The 17,536-nt window shown below is 57.1% G+C and carries 14 protein-coding genes and 1 tRNA gene; 7 read left to right on the forward strand and 8 right to left on the reverse strand.

What is annotated here, in order from left to right; translation table 11 throughout:
* Positions 1 to 339: 339 nt before the first annotated feature.
* Positions 340 to 1,380 (reverse strand): IS110 family transposase, encoded by a 1,041-nt coding sequence (locus XH98_RS22135; RefSeq protein WP_271619932.1) that lies wholly within the window; start codon positions 1,378 to 1,380, stop codon positions 340 to 342.
* A 198-nt stretch (positions 1,381 to 1,578) separates the two neighbouring features.
* On the opposite strand from XH98_RS22135, the gene XH98_RS22140 reads away from it, so the two are divergent.
* The gene (locus XH98_RS22140; RefSeq protein WP_271619933.1) at positions 1,579 to 2,967 is read left to right on the forward strand and encodes a hypothetical protein; all 1,389 of its coding nucleotides are present in this window, start codon (positions 1,579 to 1,581) and stop codon (positions 2,965 to 2,967) included.
* 71 nt (positions 2,968 to 3,038) lie between these two features.
* Here the strand turns inward: XH98_RS22140 and XH98_RS22145 are convergent, their stop codons facing one another.
* The 3 genes from XH98_RS22145 to XH98_RS22155 form a co-directional block, all read right to left on the reverse strand.
* The gene (locus XH98_RS22145) at positions 3,039 to 4,319 is read right to left on the reverse strand and encodes a type II toxin-antitoxin system HipA family toxin (RefSeq protein ID WP_271619934.1); all 1,281 of its coding nucleotides are present in this window, start codon (positions 4,317 to 4,319) and stop codon (positions 3,039 to 3,041) included.
* A complete protein-coding gene (locus tag XH98_RS22150) occupies positions 4,309 to 4,644 on the reverse strand; it encodes a helix-turn-helix transcriptional regulator (protein WP_271619935.1) in 336 nt (111 codons plus the stop codon). Before XH98_RS22150 ends, XH98_RS22145 begins: the two co-directional genes overlap by 11 nt.
* Before the next feature lie 392 nt (positions 4,645 to 5,036).
* Entirely contained in the window at positions 5,037 to 5,681 is a 645-nt protein-coding gene (locus XH98_RS22155) for a hypothetical protein (protein WP_271619936.1), read from the reverse strand.
* A gap of 497 nt (positions 5,682 to 6,178) precedes the next feature.
* Between XH98_RS22155 and XH98_RS22160 the strand changes: the two genes are divergently transcribed.
* Positions 6,179 to 6,520 (forward strand): hypothetical protein, encoded by a 342-nt coding sequence (locus XH98_RS22160; RefSeq protein ID WP_271619937.1) that lies wholly within the window; start codon positions 6,179 to 6,181, stop codon positions 6,518 to 6,520.
* Positions 6,521 to 6,657: 137 nt separating this feature from the next.
* Here XH98_RS22160 and XH98_RS22165 read toward each other — a convergent pair.
* Positions 6,658 to 6,732, reverse strand: a tRNA-Glu gene (locus XH98_RS22165).
* A 159-nt stretch (positions 6,733 to 6,891) separates the two neighbouring features.
* On the reverse strand, positions 6,892 to 8,202 hold the full coding sequence (locus XH98_RS22170) for a GIY-YIG nuclease family protein (RefSeq protein WP_271619938.1): 1,311 nt from the start codon (positions 8,200 to 8,202) through the stop codon (positions 6,892 to 6,894).
* A 344-nt stretch (positions 8,203 to 8,546) separates the two neighbouring features.
* On the opposite strand from XH98_RS22170, the gene XH98_RS22175 reads away from it, so the two are divergent.
* The gene (locus XH98_RS22175) at positions 8,547 to 10,655 is read left to right on the forward strand and encodes an ATP-binding protein (protein WP_271619939.1); all 2,109 of its coding nucleotides are present in this window, start codon (positions 8,547 to 8,549) and stop codon (positions 10,653 to 10,655) included.
* Between the two features lie 252 nt (positions 10,656 to 10,907).
* Positions 10,908 to 11,531 (forward strand): tyrosine-type recombinase/integrase, encoded by a 624-nt coding sequence (locus XH98_RS22180; RefSeq protein WP_271619940.1) that lies wholly within the window; start codon positions 10,908 to 10,910, stop codon positions 11,529 to 11,531.
* A 556-nt stretch (positions 11,532 to 12,087) separates the two neighbouring features.
* Here XH98_RS22180 and XH98_RS22185 read toward each other — a convergent pair.
* Positions 12,088 to 12,456: a helix-turn-helix domain-containing protein gene (locus XH98_RS22185; protein WP_271619941.1), complete on the reverse strand. Its 369-nt coding sequence runs from the start codon at positions 12,454 to 12,456 to the stop codon at positions 12,088 to 12,090.
* Between the two features lie 459 nt (positions 12,457 to 12,915).
* On the opposite strand from XH98_RS22185, the gene XH98_RS22190 reads away from it, so the two are divergent.
* From XH98_RS22190 to XH98_RS22200, 3 genes are all read left to right on the forward strand, one after another.
* Entirely contained in the window at positions 12,916 to 13,566 is a 651-nt protein-coding gene (locus XH98_RS22190; protein WP_271619942.1) for a hypothetical protein, read from the forward strand.
* A 129-nt stretch (positions 13,567 to 13,695) separates the two neighbouring features.
* On the forward strand, positions 13,696 to 13,935 hold the full coding sequence (locus tag XH98_RS22195) for a hypothetical protein (RefSeq protein ID WP_271619943.1): 240 nt from the start codon (positions 13,696 to 13,698) through the stop codon (positions 13,933 to 13,935).
* 186 nt (positions 13,936 to 14,121) lie between these two features.
* A complete protein-coding gene (locus XH98_RS22200) occupies positions 14,122 to 15,996 on the forward strand; it encodes a DEAD/DEAH box helicase family protein (protein WP_271619944.1) in 1,875 nt (624 codons plus the stop codon).
* Between the two features lie 9 nt (positions 15,997 to 16,005).
* On the opposite strand, the gene XH98_RS22205 is transcribed toward XH98_RS22200, so the two are convergent.
* Positions 16,006 to 17,487 (reverse strand): site-specific integrase, encoded by a 1,482-nt coding sequence (locus tag XH98_RS22205; RefSeq protein ID WP_271619945.1) that lies wholly within the window; start codon positions 17,485 to 17,487, stop codon positions 16,006 to 16,008.
* Positions 17,488 to 17,536: the final 49 nt, after the last annotated feature.

Consider the following 17,536-nt stretch of genomic DNA (forward strand, 5'->3'; position numbering starts at 1 on the left):
ATGATATCCTCCTTCACTGCACTTGACGCTCGAGATTCCACCGCGGCAAGGGCGGGGTCCATACCATTGGCCCCCGACTTGCAAGAACGGCTCTGGCAGCATGCTCGGATCGCTTGCGCTCATATGTCCGACCTGTTTTCGGGTCTTGCGACCACCGGCCAAGATGGGCTTCGCGGACAGTGAGATCCAAACACGAGAGCGGCATTTTCTGCCGGTAAACCGAGCGGAGCATTTCACTGACCGGCTTGCGCCGAACGTACCACCTCTTCCTGTCCTGCAAGTTCCGCCCTCAGCGTCAAACCTGCCGGTCTGGCGCCAAGCTCTGCATTTCGTTCAAGTCTATGTCGGCATCTGCGCGACGTTGCTTGCGGGCCGATACCGCTCGCCGCTGACCATCAGTTTCCAGGCAATCCGCGCCAGCTTGTTTGCCAAGGCTATGGCCACGAGCTTCGGCGGCTTGCGTGCGATGATGTCTTTCAGCCAGGGCCAGGAGCGTGTCTCCCGTCGGCGCATATCTGCGATCACAGCCGTCGCGCCAGCCACCAAAACGGTTCGCAACATGCCGTCGCCGGCGCGTGTAATCACGCCCAGCCTGTTCTTTCCGGCCGTCGAGTGATTCTTTGGTGTCAGGCCGAGCCAGGCGGCGAAGTTTCTTGCCGACTTGAACCCGCGTGCATCCACGACCTTGATCGAAAGCAGCGTCGCACCGATCGGACCGACGCCCGGGATAGCCGCCAGCCGTCGGCTCATCTCGTTACTTCGGTGGAGTTGCATGAGCTTCTTGTCGAGCTTGGCGATCTGGTCGTCGACGCGCGCCAGTTCTGCTGCCAAGGCGTCCACCAACTCCTTCGCCAAGTCGGGGACTGTTGCATCGGCCTTGATATTGATCAGCAATTGTTGAAGCCGCGAAAGCCCCTTGGGCGCGGTAAAGCCGAATTCCGCGGCGTAGCCGCGGATTGAGTTGGCGAGTTGGGTCCGCCTGCCGATGAACTGGTTGCGCACACGCGCCAACATTTGTGCGCCCTGTTGCTCAGGACTTTTGATAGGTACAAAGTTCTTGCGCAGTTTCGGCCGGCTTGCCGCCTCGCAAATCGCTTCCGCGTCCGCAGCGTCGGATTTCCCGCGCTGCACATAGGGTTTGACATATTGCGGTGGGATCATCGCCACTTCATGCCCGAGCGATTGCAGCTCCCGCGCCCAATAGTGCGATGCCCCGCAGGCCTCCAGAGCCACAAGCGCAGGCGGCAAACGCCTGAAGAACTCCAAAACCTGCCCGCGCCTCAATTTACGCCGCAAAACCGGCTGCTCGGTGCCATCAACGCCATGCAGCTGAAATACACTCTTTGACGTATCCAAACCGATGCGAACAATCGTTTCCACGGGAGGCTCCTTCGTGCGAGGTCAGCGACGACCTCATCTTGCCACGCAGTATGGCGGAAGGGGGCCGTCCACCCCAACACGAGAGCCTCCCGGTGCGGCCCCGCCGCACGCGCCCTAAAAGCAGCGAGTTGACCGTTGGCTTGAAAGCGAAGACAAAATTGATAACTGAAGAGGAGGTCCTGATTCCAGGATAGGTCCATGCCGAAGATCGAAAGCGCAAAGCCTCTGCACTGTGTCGAGCTTGTTACCGGCGAGAGGCTCACCGGAACGGTCCTCGTTTCAGACGACGAGCTCCGCGCCGATATCTATAGCTATACCGATCACTTCCATATCGAAGGTGAAGAGCCTGTCTTCTTGCAAACCGCGACGAACGAAATCGTCTCGCTGCATTCGAACGTCACAACCATCGCCGGAACGTCTACGCGGAACATGCCGCCGCAGCGGCGCACCTACCACCAAGAGATCCTCTCCAATGTCGCGGTTGTCGGCCACGACGCGTGGACGGCGGAAGACGGGGTCAGGCAGGTCTCATTCAACGTGAAGCACACGAACCAGTTGATGCGCCACAACGGCAAGGTCAAGACGATCGGCCGCACGCGGTTTCCCGGGGAAGATGAGCTAACGATCTTCAACGATGCGGCACAAGGCATGACGGTGCGGGCTTGGTATGGCGCGACCTACGGCATGGAGCTGGAGGGGCCGAAGGAGATTTGGCCGACCTTCGGGCTCGAATTCGAGCAACCGCAGAACATCCGGGACTACATAGGGTTCGTGTCGGATTACGTGAATTTCCTGTCGTTCTGCTTCGGCGTGCAGCTCACGCCATCGGCGATCCGGATCGACCGCCTTTCCTTCGCAGAGATGATGGAAGCCATCGAAAAGCACGAATATCCTGGCGACCATAAGGTCCACTACGTTTGGCCGGAAGCCGAGGTCGACAATCGCGATCTCTGGGTCGGCGGTTCGCCGGTACGATGTTGGGACGATCAGGAACTTGGCGCCTTCCGCGCATGCCTTGTGGCGTGGATGAACCGGGCATCGTCGTGGCGGCGGCCTAGCGCGCTTATGATGACCGCATTCGGCTTGAAGAACGTCGTCTCCTCGGAACGGCTTCTGAACGCGTGCCGATGGTTTGAAGACATCCCGATCGGCAAGGCGCAGCCGGTGCTCTCCGCTTCGGATGTCGACGCGATCGCCGCCGTTGCCGCAGCGAAAGCCCAGGAGCTCGGTCACGATCCAACAATCGGCGAGCGCGTCGCGGGCGCGATCCGGTGGATCAGGGCGGAAACCGCCGAGCAGCAATTCAAGCGTCTTATCGGCACCGTCGAAGCCAGGTTCGGCAAAGGCGTCATCCCCGAGGAGGCCGTCGAGCATCTCAAGCGCGCAATCAGTTTTCGCGGCAAGAGCGCGCACGGCCACTTCAATCCGGAGAGCGACGCGCAATTCCGCGCCTTCTCAAAATCGACGCGAGCGATGGAATCGCTCTGCTATCTCTTGACCGCCCTAGAGCTGCCAATCCCTGAACAAGGCCGCTCGCGCGTTGGGTCAAATCCTGTGCTCCGGGACTATCGCATGGCCTACGATTGAACGTTTGCGGTAAGGCATGGCTCGGATCGACCGGGGCGATTCGCCAGTCGCACGATGCGCGGGCTGCTCCGCTAACCGACGAGGCGCGTGATAGCTTCCGGCGCGTCGATGAACGCATAGGGATTGAAGAACTGGCGGCGCCACAGGAAATTCCGGTCAACCTCGCTGAGCGTGGCCTCGTCGCATACCTGCGTCCAGCGTTCCTTGATGGTCTTGATTTGCACGGTCGCGATAAGGATCGCCTCCCCCTCATTAAGCAGGAACAAGGGCGCGGCTTGCAGGCAAAGTGCGATCTGGCTCGCACGCTCCTGCCCCATGATGAGCATGGCCTGCGATGCCTCCCCACCCGTGCGGTTCTGCGGACAGATATCGTAGGCGGGCGTGAGCGTAAGCTCCGTACCATTCCAGAACGCAGCATGGTTTCGCGCGTGGTCGTCAGTGTTGCCGGACAGGATGTTGAACACGAGCCTGCCAAAGAGTTCTTTCAAGGTCTCTTTGGGCGACGTGAAGCGGTGACGAATGACGGTCGCAAGCTGCTCGTAGCTCGCGTAGCGGACCATCATTTCGTCGAGCTCCAGCAGCGTGAGCGCCGACACCATGGCCTTGCGGCGCCAGCCTTCCGGGGCTTTTTCACGGTCGAAGCGCTCGATCAGCAGCACGTCCTTTCCGGCGGCGCGCTTGAGGGCAACGGGCGCGGCGGTAAGACCGACGAGGGATGCGAGGCGCATGGCGATGAATTCGGCTTTCACCACGCCGAAGAGGTCGTTCTGGGACGAGAACTTCGCCACGAATTTCTTGTTGCCGGACGTAATCATGGCTTTTGGCCGCGCTCCGCCGATGGAGCTGCCATGGAGCAGCGCGCGATGGAGTTCAGCCGTCAGCGGTACGCCTTTTTCAACCAGCGTGGCGGCGTTCAAAAGTTCATCAAGCGACACTTCCGCGCTCTCGCGCGGCACGTAGTTTGACGCCGACGCCTGAAAATCGAGCGCGCCGATGCGGTCCGACCCGGACTCCATAAGATAGGTTAGTTCGTCAAGGGGGCCGGGATCGACATCTTTTCCGCCCGATCCGAATTTGCGGTTGATGATGATGCGGCGGCCCCACGCGTCGGGCGCGGCGTCGCGAATACAGTTGGGCATGTTGAGCCCGTTCAGGAGCGGAAGGACGCCGCTCTTGAGCGGCAATTCCGGCTCATAAAGCGGGATGGCATTGTTGCGGCGGAGATAGCTCTGCCCGTAATTGTAGACGAGTTGCTTGCCGCTCGCGGACAAAAGACCCGCGACGACAGGTTGCGTGCTGTCCGGCAACCAAACCCATACATAGGCTTGAGTATGTTTTTGCTCAGAAGTCATCGTCAGGCTCGGTTCGGTGGCGGCGGATTGCTTTGGGAAGTAAGGCCATCACTTCGCGGGTGGACTCGACGTCGCGCGACATCGTTACCCGGCCCGCATCGAACAGGCGCACGCCGACAATCGCAGCGGCCTCGAACACGGCGCCAATGGTGCAACCGGGGTCACCCGCCTCGATGCGTTGCATGAGGCCACGCGAGACCCCTGCCCGTTCCGCCAAGGCAGCCACGGTCATGCGGCGGTCAATGCGTCCTCGACGGATAAGCTGCCCCAGCCGGATCGCGGCATCCGCAGCATAGGGCGAGATAGGGCGGTTGGTCTTGGGCACGTCTGATCCATAAATAGGCCATAAGCAGCCTTATGATCTATTTATAGACCAAAATAGAACCGATGTCAAGTATATGATCTATAAATAGATCATTCCGGCCTTTGTGATCTATTTATAGATCATCCAGCACGCCTATCCTCTCACAAAGGGGCGCTTCAAGTGTAAAAAGCCAATTGATCGAGGGTAAGCAGGGCCTGAAGTGCCCGTACCATCGTATAGGTTTCAGGTGCTGCCGCACCGTGACCGACGGCATGGCGCGAGCTGGCATTGGCGGTCCGAGTCGCGGGATCGAAGTCAGCAAAGGTATGCAATCTCAAATAATGAGCGAAAGCGGCCGGGAACAAGAGTGTATCCGGGTGCCCCGCCTTTGCCTCCGCCGACGCGACCGCGAATTAAAGCAGCTTCTTGATCCGCGCGCCCTTCCCATAAACCTTGCGATAGGCGTCACCCAAAATTCCTTCGATCTCAGTCAAGGCAATTTTCAGCACGGGCACGGCGTCGCCTTCCGCGAAGGATTTCAGCGCCGAGCGCAAAAGCCGTTCCTTGCCGGCAAAATGCGCCTTCGCCATCCACCGGCTGAACATCCGCTCGATCCGCTCAGAGTCGAACTTCGCAAGGATCTTCGCTTCCACTTCATCGAGCTCAAATCCGGCTTCGCTGAACTTTAGGAGCTCCCCAAATTCGGGACCGAGAATTTCTACGAATGGAAACCAGCCAGCGGCGATAAGCCGTGAAAACACGGCCTGGTCGGCGATCGCATCGTAAAGGTCTCGGTACTTCAGCCTGCGATGCAGCGTGCCAAGGTCGCGCTGCATTTCCTCTACGGAAAAATCGGCATCAGGGTTGAAATCGAAGAACAAGCCAAAGCGCCAGCCTTCGCGAAACATGTAGACGACACGATCTTCTTTGCCGATCGGGACAAGAGGGAAACCCATGCCGATAACGTCGGCAATATCCTGCTCGAACACCACCGCCCCGGCGACCATGTCTCGCTTGGTCATGATCTGAAGCGCAACCGCTGCCGTGTCGAGCCACAAGTCGCCCGTGTCATCCGGATGCACAACGAGGAGCACGACATCGGCGCGCTTAGGGGCTAATTTCGCGACTTGCGAGCTTCTTCGATCCGAGCGCGCGCTACCGAAAAGCAAAAATCGATAATGAGATCGGCGAGCTGATTGGCTTCGTCGTCCGTCATTTGGCGCAGAGTGGACGGCACCTTGCCTTCCCCCGGATAAGTAAATAAGATCAGACCTAGCCCGGTCGTTCTCTCGCCGACTTGGATACTTACATGATCAAAGCGCGCGGCCGAAATGGTCTCATCGTGGCTAAACCCTGATGGGCAGCTCGGCGATTTGACAAATTTGAATGACCTTGACGATTTATACCGCAGTGAACTCGGACGCTTCTGTATTGAGTTCCTTCAAAACTTGGGACGCGCGACCACATCTTCGGTTCATTCAGCGGCCACATCGCCGTCGTCAGGGACTTCAACCCGACCAAGGAGCTTGAACACATCCACCGACTGCTGACCTCGGTGGCGGCCAGCAGCTACGGGCAGGAAGCTCTGGACTTCATCTGCTCGATGACCGAGAGGCAGCGCCACGCCGCCGTAGTCATTCTCCGGGATGTTGAGGATAATGTCGCCAAGCTCCGGGCTCGCCTTAAGGACTTGGCGTCCTTTTACACCCGGGAGAATGCGGAGAACCTGAACAAGTTTTTCACGCACCAACTGAACAGCATCTATTACCGGGTAGAGCTGACGAGTGTCCGCAGCCAACCGACGCTGCGCTTCAAGCGGGGAAACGGCGTTTACGACCTGGTCCGGGGCTCTTGGGCGACGAAGCTGGACTTCGATTGGCCGACGATCGCCGGCTGATCACCTGACGCCCGTCCGCCTTCGGCGAACGAATCGCCGTCCATCTTCACGCATGCCGGTCACATGCAAAATTCGCGACCGTTTATTCGACGAATATTTGACGATCTCGGCTGAGCGCTGGCAACTTATTGAAATCATGGCGCTCCCTAGGGGAATCGAACCCCTGTTTCAGCCTTGAGAGGGCCGCGTCCTAACCGCTAGACGAAGGGAGCGTGAGGGAGAGGACATAGCCGCGAAAACGGCCCTCCGCCCTTGCTTCCCAGAGTGCTTCTCGTCTGAGCCGTCCACCAATGGACAGAACGTAGCAGCGAAGCGTAGCAACGTAAAGAAGGTGGCCAGCACCCGTTGAGGACCGCGCCTATCTCGCCGACTCAGTCAGGCGGGCCGGTCTCAGTATCTTCGGAAGCTCGGTCAACCTTGCGGCAGCCCCAACCCTTCCAGCTATGCGATTTGTCCCGGTAGGCCACGACTCTCAATGCGCTCCCATTGCGCGGCAGGCCCTCCCGAACGGCAAACGCTGTCCAGTCCTCGACATAGATGGTCTCGCCAGTGGGACGCGTGACTAGGTAGTGAACATTGGCTTTCGAGGGGGGCGGATCAAGGTTGAGGGCTTGGCGCAGTGTCCATCCTGCCTTCTGGCGAAATCGGAAAGAGGAGACGGACACACCATAAGCGGCAGACAGCTCTACCGCGCCTACGTATTTCTTTCCGTCTATCTCGAACGAGGACACTCGCTCGTTGCGCTCTGGAGCGGCCTCTTTGCCCAGGGCTGCATCCAACGACCAACCTTGTCTGAGCCGGTATGCAAGCGTAAACGCATTTATATTGAACGCCTTGGCCAATTCTGCCGAGCTTCGGTACAGCTTCCCTTCGTATTCGACTGAATAACGTGGCTTTCGGCTAGGTTGTTTTCTCTCAAAAAAGGGCGGAGCCGAAAGATTAAATGCCTGATCAATAGTCCAACCCCCTCGTAATCGGCTGTCGACCATCTTGTCATTTAGATCGTATGCGCGACATGCTTCCAGCCTGCTCGCAAATTCCTCGCCAGCGACAACGATGGCGTTGGTGTTTCGGCTGATGACGCCGAAAGCTTCGTCTAGCGACCAGCCCATCCGGTTGATGCGCATGTCAACAATACGCTTGTCCACTGAAAAATGCTTACATGCCGCCAACAGTGACGGGAATAGCGTCCCGCCGATTGTAACCTCCTTGCCTCCTCTCTCCCGGTTAGGAGGTGGCGCAATTCCTACCGCCTGTTCTATAGTCCAGCGGCCCGACTGCATACGCTTGTGTAGCGTCACAGGCAGGATGTCATAGGCGTCCGCAAGCTCTGCTAAACTCCAGTATTCCTCGCCCTCAACGATCCTGAGCTGAGGACCTTCCTGAAAGGCTCCGCCCCTATTCAGATTGTAGCCGTTGGGAGCGAGAGAACCGTGAATGCCAATGTAATGAACTTCGAGCGACGCCAATTTCTTTACAGTCTTCGCGGTCGCCAAGAGCTGAATTGCGAACGCGCTTGCTCCAAAATCTCGAATTGCTTGCTGCAAAGAGGCGGCTGACCCTTTGCCTGCCTCAGCCGCTCTCACATGCATCGACATCCGGTAGTCGGGCGTACGTCTTGTTATTCCGACATAGACTTTGGAGTTCCGGTTGTTGGTAATCAGATAGACTTTGCCGTCCACAGCGCCCTCGCCACCCAACGATTCTCAACAGCCCTATCACTAGGCGACTCCTGTGCGTGAGTTATTCGCGAGTGGAACCATAGATTCTGAGCAAAAATCTCTTTCCTCTAACGCTGCACGGGATGCCCAGGTTACCAAGGGCGCAAGTCGCACCTTTCTTCGGTTGAGTGGGACCAATTTGGGACCGCAATATCGTTAAAGGTGTATTTCCGGTGGACAACCAAGGGTTAATTCCCCATTCAGCGAGGACAAAGCCGTCTGATCAACGAGGCAGGTGCTATGACAAACTTGGCACATTAGACCTTCGCGATGCGCCTTCTGCATTCCATGAAAAGGACTTTGGGGTGAGGCTGAAAAGCGTATTAGTCCAAAACTTCCGGGGTGTTCGGTCGGCGATTTTGAGCGATCTCGGAGAAATGGTCGTTCTGGCTGGCCAGAACGGGTCGGGCAAATCGTGCATCCTTGACGCCATTCGCCTCCTCAAGTCTGTCTATGGAGGCTACCAACCCAACGAATTTCATCAGTGGTTCGGCGAGTTTCAAATCAACTTCTCGAATGATCCGCTGGCGTTTGCAAGGATGTTCAACGATCCCGCCAAGCCGTTGCGCTTGGAAATCGAGATAGAACTTCACGAAGAAGAGCGGAAATACCTGAAGGAGCGAGCGGAACAGCTCATCACGATGCAGGTGTGGAGGACGCTGGTCCCCGAGCTTGGCGGCTGGCGTAGCTTGGACGCTGCTCCGTTTACTGCTCAATTTAGGAGCCGCCAGTCGGAGGTTGAAGCAACTACAAAGGCTGACTTGGACCTGTTCAACGCTGAAATCGAAAAGCCGACAATCGCTGCAAGTCTAACGATCCATCCGGGTCAGCTACCGCAATTCAATCCGTCAAAAATCCTAGAACTGGCCTTCACTAATTTCGATCCCGACCATGTTGGTCTCATTGACTACCATGGCCCTCATCGCATGTTCAATCGCGAGCAAATTCACCAGATCAACGTAAACCTGGAGGCGATTGAGCAGCAGCGAGCGCAGAGCATGCTGTACAACTACAATGCAAAATACGCGAACGTAAAAAGTGAGATGGCGGCTTTGTACGTGCGGGAGGCGCTCGCTGAGAAAGCCGGAAACAAACTGCAAGGGCAAAACTCCCTCACCGATACACTAAAAGAACTCTTTGCAACGTTCTTTCCCGAAAAAGAATTTCTTGGACCTCAGCCACGTCCAGATGGCAGCTTGCATTTTCCGGTCAAAGTAGGCGGCCGCGAAACACACGACCTCGACGACCTCAGCTCCGGGGAGAAGGAAATTCTGTACGGCTACCTACGACTGCGCAGTTCTGCCCCTAAACATTCTGTCGTCCTCCTCGATGAACCAGAGTTACATCTAAACCCAAGGCTCACACGCAACCTTCCCGACTTCTATCACCGACATCTGGCGAAGGAGCTGAGCAATCAGGTTTGGCTAATCACTCATTCGGATGCGATCCTCCGGGAAAGCGTTGGGCGGAAAGGCGTCTCCGTTTTCCACATGACACCCAGCGCCCACACGCCAAATGAGCGGGACCAAGCGCATCGAATTGAAGCTGACCATGACCTCGAACGGGCAGTCATCGACATGGTCGGCGACCTAGCTGCGTATAATCCGGGCGCTAAGGTGGTGATCCTTGAAGGGCAAGATTCCGATTTCGACTTGCGGATGACGTCTGAATTGTTTCCGGAGTTACTTGGAAGAGTGAACATCGTCTCAGGAACGAATAAGGCCCGAGTACGAGGACTTCATGCGCTTCTGGAATCGCTAATGGAAGCAGACCGGCTTCCGCCGATGCGAATCTACTCGATAACCGACAAGGATTCAGACAAGAGCGAGAGTGGCGCAGCTACACAGTTTCAGTGGGATGTCTATCACATTGAAAATTACCTGCTGGTACCTGAGTTCATCAAGAGCGCATTGAACGATCTTCTGGGAGGCAGGGCCGTCCCGTCAGAACATGAAATCGAGAAAGAGCTTCTAAATTGCGCTGAGGAAACCCTGTCATCGCTTGTGGTGCATGATGCTTCAGATGCAGCCAACCGCGAACTAATCGCCGCGATCAACACGAAGATCGACCCCAGATCGGCAAATCCAAGCCAGGCGATTTCTCAAGCCATTGCCGCTTCTCGGAACAGGATCGACGAATTGATCAAGAACACTCTTTCCGATACGGCGCTGGAAGCAATGAGCAAGTCGCATCAAGAGCGTTTCCGAGGTGATCTGGAAAATGGGAACTGGAGGGCATCCTTCAGGGGGCGCGATATCTTGAGGCTTTTCATCGGGCGACGCGGTGGCGGGGTCAAGTATGAAAACTTCCGAAACGTCATCATTGCCCGAATGAGGGACAAGGCTTACCAGCCCTCGGGTATGAAGAAAGTGCTGGATCAGATTCTCGCGCCACAGCCTTTGCTTAAATCGTAAGTGGCCTCAGATTTTTGGCAAAAATGCCAGAAGGTCGCGTCCGTGCTCTCGGGGTGGTTTTCCCCCGTGGGCCGAGGCGAAGGATGTCAATGGCCGGGTAAATCTATTCCCGCTGGTACAAACCCGTAAGAGCTTTCTACCAAGCTGTACCAGTCCGCAACGGGCATACTGGAGTGTGGCCGCCATGCCTTGACTAACTGTTCGTAAAATGGTTATTATACGAACAGTCTTCCGGCATAGATGCAGAGAATCATGGTGAAATCGCACCTCAAGTTGGTCACGCCAACTACCGAAAAACGAACAGTTACACCCAAGCGCCCTCCCAACGCCGAGCTGCGCAGCCGCGAACACCTGACCGAAACCGAAGTGGACAAGCTCATCCAAGCGACCAAGGGCAACCGTTGGGGACACCGCGACGGCACTATGATCCTTGTCGCATGGCGGCACGGCCTGCGGGTATCGGAATTAGTGGACCTGCGCTGGGATCAGATCGACTTCGCCAGCGCCATCCTGCACGTTCGCAGGGTCAAGCAAGGCACACCCAGCACTCACCCGATCATGGGCGATGAACTACGGGCCTTGCGGCGATTGCAGCGCGAGCAGGAGCCGAAGTCGTCGTTCGTGTTCACCAGCGAGCGAGCGGCTCCGTTCACCACGGCGGGGTTCGCTCGCATGATGGAACGGGCGGGCGTTGAGGCAGGGATGCCGTTCAAGGTTCATCCGCACATGCTACGCCATGCTTGCGGGTTCACCCTCGCGAACAAGGGTCACGACACGCGAGCGCTGCAAGCCTATCTCGGCCACAAGAACATCCAGCACACCGTCAGGTACACGGAGCTATCGCCCACGCGGTTCAAGGACTTCTGGAGAGGCTGAGGGGCTTGGCGAAGCGGCCTGACAGTGGTGGAGCGGGGTCGGTGCGGGAGTAGAGGGCGTCCTAAGGCATTCGTTTAGAAGATATGGTGGTGAAGAAGACCGGCCTATTGGCTGCATCGGCCACCTCTAATGACCAATCTTGGCCCGGTCGATACTTCCCGTCGATCTCATTGAAGAGAGCGACTGCGAAGGTGGTTGCCTCTCGCCAAGGGCGCTTAGTCGTCCGGAAGCTCTTGGCCTTCAAGGTCCCTGTCGGTACAGCACCGCGGACATGAGGGAATTCACGGGGTGTTGGCCCTCCCGAGCCAAGGCACGATTAACATCAGTCAGGTCGCGAAGGCAGTTGGCTTGCAGAGGATGGCCGTTAGACAAATCACTTCTTAAAACGGGCCACGACACGCCGAAGCGCTTGCCGCACGTGTTCCAGGCCACGGCACCCTCCAGCGCGGGACGAGCGCTCAAGGCCGCTGACGTGCTCAACCTCGCTCTAAGACAGCACTGAGCGATCAACTGAGCAGCATCAGCGGAGTTCTCTATGAGCCAATCAATGCGATGGTTAAGCCGCCTTCCCGTACGATACCGTCACCGTAACCGTTGCGTTAGGCCGCATGCGCTGAAGACGCTGCACCAACTGGTGAAATTCTGCTTCGACCGCGTCGGCATTGACCCCATCCGCCTGCTCACCTTCCCTAAGGTCTGAGACCGCGCATTGGAGGATGTCGGCCAACACGGTGATCTGCGCCTGAGAGGGCCAGCCCTTCGCTGCCTCCCACCGCCAATATCCGCCCGGCCCTACTCCAATACGGGTCTCATACTTCTCAGCGAACTCCTTTGCGGACTTGTATCCGGCCCCAATTCGCTTGGTCTTAAGACGCTCGGAAAAGGCCGTCAGCAGGTCCATTTCCCTCTGTGAATAGTCCGTCATGTGCAGTTCCTTTCAATTGGTGAGTTGGATTACGTAAAGCTAGAAATATCAAGCGCCGCTCGATTTTATTCTTCTAATACAAGAGATTTTCCGGCGCAACGGAATTTTTGTCTCCGATTGCTTGATTTTATTTTGCGAAAGCTAGCTATGCTCGTCCATTTGGCGATTATCAGGATGGCATGCGTAGTCGAAGGCCCCTCCGCTGGAGCGACGTTTCCCGGCCGCTCTAGCTAAATCGTTTCATTTGGAAAATGCTGTCCACGTATGGATAGGCTATCCACACATGGATACAAGTCATTGATACTTCAACATTTTTCTGGACGACTGCCTGCGTTGATGCTATCGACCGGGCAAAGGTAAGCTCCCGCGCGAACGGGAACTTGGATCCCGCCTACCACGACAGTTGCGTCTGTCTGTTGGGGTATGGCCGCACATTTCCGGGCAACTAACAGGTCCACAATGAAACCACGCTGCCGTGTGAACGGCTGCGCGAATCCTCGCGCCGGTCATTCACTCCTATGCTCCAAACACCGATCTCGCAAACGCCGTCACGGTCACGAAGAACAACGGACGATCAGCAAGGGCGACCTCAAGCCGTTCATTGAGAAGGTTCAGGCGCGGATCGCTAAGCGGCCTGACGCCAAGCTCTGGGCCGTCCTCGACCAGCGGTGGGACATCGTAACCACCAAATGGCGAGCAGAGCTTCCCACAACGCTCTACCGCTATGTGCGGGCAGGGATGAAGGAACTACTGCGACTTGCCGACACGGTGTCAGGCCGGGATGTCGCGGTCACCGTTATCGCAATGTACCTGCTCCAGGATTACGACCCTCGCCTGTTCAAGGACGAGGCAGGCTTTCGTACTCAGCTTGTGAGGCGGGTGCGAACTCTTTCCAGCACCAGCTTCTCCCATTGGAGCGGGGCCAGCGATGGTCGCGAGCGGCGGGCAATGAAGGAATTAGAGCCGAGAACCGCCGAGTACCTCAGTGGCTTGCTGGTGGAACTATTCGGCCCTGCTGGAGTGCGGGTGGCGCAAGTTGAGAAGCGTGAGGAGGAGGATCAGCGCAAGGAGCGGCTGGCCTACTACGAGGCGCTTGGGGAGGTCGAATGAGCTAGTTGCGTTTTCAAAGACGAATGTCGGCGCTTCACGACTTCGACGGGCAGGCATCCACCCTGCCGTGAGCGGGCGCGAAACAAGGGTTCACGCTCTTCAATCCCATCAATCATTAGGAATAACACTGTGCTGGACAACCAGATCAAAGAGTTCATGAGCAGCGAGGCAAACTCAGCTTTCAAGCCACACCGGATTTCAGCCGAGCTAGACGACGTCACTTATGTAAAGCTCATGGAACTTCGCAAGATGCTGGAGTCTTCCTGGCGAGAGAAAGGCCTCCACGCAACGATGTCGAATGCGGTCGAGTTCTGCATCTTTCAGACGTTCAGAGTAGCAGAGGAAAGCATATCCAATTGGTCTAAGTGAAAACGGCCCACTACTCCCTTGCTGACCCGTGGCAGTCAGCCACCTAGCCACGCTTCTGTCTGGAGACGAACGCCATAAAACCCCTCAGCGTGCTGATCTTCTTTAGCATGGTGAGGAGGTTTTGCGGCCCAACCTTGAAACCCTAGCTGTCGCGTCCCTTCATCCCGTTCATCTCCGGACCAACTAATGCTCACGCAATTAGAGAACGCATACGAAGTGGCCATTCAGAAGCAGGCGAGACTGCGCAACCGCAAGATCACGAAGTTTGACAGGGAGGTTTCTCAGTCCGTTTTCGCTGCTGGCCTCCTCGCAATCGAGGACAGTGACCGGGGTGTTGCTCAGTACAGGGTCGTGTCCGCCCCGACAGGCAGCGGCAAGTCCAGTTATACGCAGGCTTTCGCCAAGGCGTTCATCAAGGTCTGCCCAGAGGGCTCGGTACTGTTCCTTGTCGAAACGATCCAGCAGGCGGAGGACATCTACCGCGAGATGTCAGCCCTTCTCGGCAAGGCGAACGTCGCCATCTGGACCAGCGCCCACGACAGCCGGGCCTCGCGAGATGCCGTCGAACAACAACACGGGTTCGTCCCCGAACACCGTTTTTCGGTGGATGATCTTGGGAACTACCCTGCCGTCATTGCCACCCACAGGTTCTACATGGGCTCGCGAGCGGAAAAAGCGACAACGTATCGCGGCAAACCTCGCAGGCTGACGTTCGTCGATGAAAAGGCGGCTGACGTTACGATCTTCGACGTAGATACCGGGCTGATCAAAACAGTCCGGGATAGGCTGGCGGAGAAGCACACCTCGAATTTAACTCATGTTGCTCAACTGACCAGACTGCACGACCACCTTGAGGCGGTATGGCAGTCCGCAGCCGGTAAGGCTTCATTCGATGAGATACTGCAAGCCGGGAAGATCGACCTTGCTTGGTTCAACTCAGAACAGGCCAACGATTACATCGCGTCATCCGATGACCAGGTGAAGCACGTCTTTGGCTTCGGACGAGCGCTGGCTAAGGGCTTCGCCTTCTTGTCCCGTTATGATGAGTTTGGAAAGGGAGCGAGGTTCGTCGGTTACGAGATGAACATGCCGCTAAGACCGGGAACAATACTGCTCGATGCCACAGCGGACATCGATGGAGTCTCGCTTCTTGTCAACAACCGTAAGCATGTGCGGGTGCCACGAGTCGATTTCAGCAATCTTACCATCACCCACATCGAGCCGGACATCCCGAAGGGTCATACCGTCAGTGAGATCATCAAGCACGCAAAGTTAGCAAAGCCGTATGCCCGTTGGATCGTGGACACCATCAGACAGAACAGTCAGCCTGGTGAGAAGGTGCTGGCCGTAGTCCACAAGGGGCTATTGGATCACGAATACCTCCCGAACGACCATCGGGATTTCTCCGATCCATTTGATCTTGATGGACGAAAGGTGTGCTTCATCCATTGGGGATCAGGCATAGGCTCGAACCGCTGGAAAGACGCTACCGCGGTGTTCCTGTTCGGCGAATTTCATGTCCCCAAGCGAGCGATGGTCGGCACCAGTTTGGGGCTGAAAGAGGAGCAGGCGACGACATCTGCCCTTGCCCCCTATCAAACCCCTAACCCAAGAAGCGGCGAGCTTCGCTGGATACGAGAGGGTCATCTGTCTCGGCACATGAAACAGCTTGCGATGCGAGGCAATGCGAGAAACATCGACGGCGATGGCGTCTGCGGCGAACAACGCCTTTACGTTACGGCAGACTTCGACCGGCTGATAGGACACAAGGAGCGGATGTTCCCCGGTGCCAAGCTGGTCAGCCAACGCAAGCCGGGGACGAGAAAGGATGGAGGCGTAAAGGGCCTGATGTCGCTTCTTTACAGCACGGATGCGATGGAAATAACGACCACCGACCTTGAAAGGCTGACGGGCATCTCATTCCAAAAGAACAAGAACCGTTATCTCTCAAACCCTCTCGTACAGAAGGCAATGAACGACACCGGGTTCGGGTTCGTCGTCGGAAAAGGCCGGGGTAATCCAGGCCGCTTTGCTCGTAATCCGTTGCCGAAGGCGGGTTAATGCCAAACTCTACAATCTCACTCCATCGAACCTTATTTTGCTAAGCTCCTCTGCTAGCCGGGGCAGCGGATAGCCGCTATCCCGGACACCATCAGTGTCACGCCTACGCCCGTAGCGAGCGCCAACACCATGGTTTGAATGCCCGACAAGGTGATTGATCACGACCTCATCGATACCCGCAGCGCGGCCAAACCGTTTGAACGTGCCTCGAAACGAATGAAACTTCTTCACCGGATCATCAACGACATGCTGAGCTAGGTAGGCGTTAAACCACTCGCTCCACTTGTTGGCGCGGCTCGCCAGCTTGCTCCTATCCTCAAATCCGGGCCAAAGGCTCGACAGCGGGCCAACTATGCTGCGGCGCTCCTCCACGAATGACAGGAAGCCGAGGCGCACCAATTCAGGATGGATCGGGACGCGCCGGATTGACGATAGGGTCTTGATCCTCTTGTCACCTTCGCGGTCGAAGCGGAGGGTCCAGAGATCGGTGTCCGGGTCTTTGGCGATGTCCTGAACTAATAGCTGGATCACCTCGGTTCGGCGGGCACCTTGAAATAGTGCGAGTAAGGGTGCCCACCTTGCCGTCTCGCCACGGCCCCGCTTAGGGCGCACACCCGCAGTGAACACGGGGCTGGCCATCAACAGCTTTAACTCATCTCTGGTGAACGGCTCGTAATAGTCTTCATCGGCGGGATCGATGTCGAACGCCACGTCAAACGGATTGCGCCATCCCGTCCCATCGAAGTGGCCGTCCTGTTCGGCACGGGCAAGCACTGCGCCCAGCAAAGTCAGTGATTTGTTGATAGTCGTTGCAGAGCGCGGTTCGTAGGCACTCAGATCGCGTTGCAGGAGGTCCGGCAGCGAGAGCTGCTTCATGTCTGCTGGTAGACCTTTGGGCATGCGAGAAATTGCCTCTCGATACTCACGGCCATGAGCCTTGTTGATGCGGTGGATGGCGAGGTCTCCGAACAACTCAACGAACCTGCGGCGGGCAGCGTCAGCCTCGGTGATCGTGTTCGGAGCGGGCGACCTCGCGCCCTTCACTCCGCCGCCTCGCGACCAACAATGGAACGCTTGGGTTATCGTCAATCCCTCCTCGGTCGCAACAGGTCCCGCGCTGGTGGTCCTGCTCGGGCTAAGGCCGGGAGTGGGGTTCAGAGGAGACAGGCTAGCCCTGCCATCAATCCAAGCCAGTTGTGTCGCCGGTAGGGAGCCACGCTTGCCATTGGTCAAGAAGGCTCGCGCAACCTCAAACACGGTTTCATGTTGCGCGATCTGAACACCAAGGCGTTGCTTGGCTTCTCGCTCTACCGTAGTTCTCAACGACAACCACACCGCAGTCTTGAGGTGGCCACGCCGGACCGGGCTTTCTAACCGCTTGATCGTATCGGGGATCGAGGGTGGAAGCGGCTGGCCCGCAAGGTCGTCGGGCAGGTCAACTTTGAACCAATAGATTCCGTTACGTCTAATCAGATGAGAGACACGCGGCATTCATCGCTTCCCGTAGCACGAAGACGTAGCAAACGGAGAAGCAGCACCG

The sequence above is a fragment of the Bradyrhizobium sp. CCBAU 51745 genome (assembly GCF_028128715.1).
Classification (GTDB): Bacteria; Pseudomonadota; Alphaproteobacteria; order Rhizobiales; family Xanthobacteraceae; genus Bradyrhizobium; species Bradyrhizobium manausense.

Coding starts and splice junctions, on each gene's coding strand:
- XH98_RS22140 (WP_271619933.1), top strand. CDS start 1,579: ATGCCGAAGATCGAAAGCGCAAAGCCTCTGCACTGTGTCGAGCTTGTT.
- XH98_RS22145 (WP_271619934.1), bottom strand. CDS start 4,319: ATGACTTCTGAGCAAAAACATACTCAAGCCTATGTATGGGTTTGGTTG.
- XH98_RS22180 (WP_271619940.1), top strand. CDS start 10,908: ATGGTGAAATCGCACCTCAAGTTGGTCACGCCAACTACCGAAAAACGA.
- XH98_RS22185 (WP_271619941.1), bottom strand. CDS start 12,456: ATGACGGACTATTCACAGAGGGAAATGGACCTGCTGACGGCCTTTTCC.
- XH98_RS22190 (WP_271619942.1), top strand. CDS start 12,916: ATGAAACCACGCTGCCGTGTGAACGGCTGCGCGAATCCTCGCGCCGGT.
- XH98_RS22200 (WP_271619944.1), top strand. CDS start 14,122: ATGCTCACGCAATTAGAGAACGCATACGAAGTGGCCATTCAGAAGCAG.
- XH98_RS22205 (WP_271619945.1), bottom strand. CDS start 17,487: ATGCCGCGTGTCTCTCATCTGATTAGACGTAACGGAATCTATTGGTTC.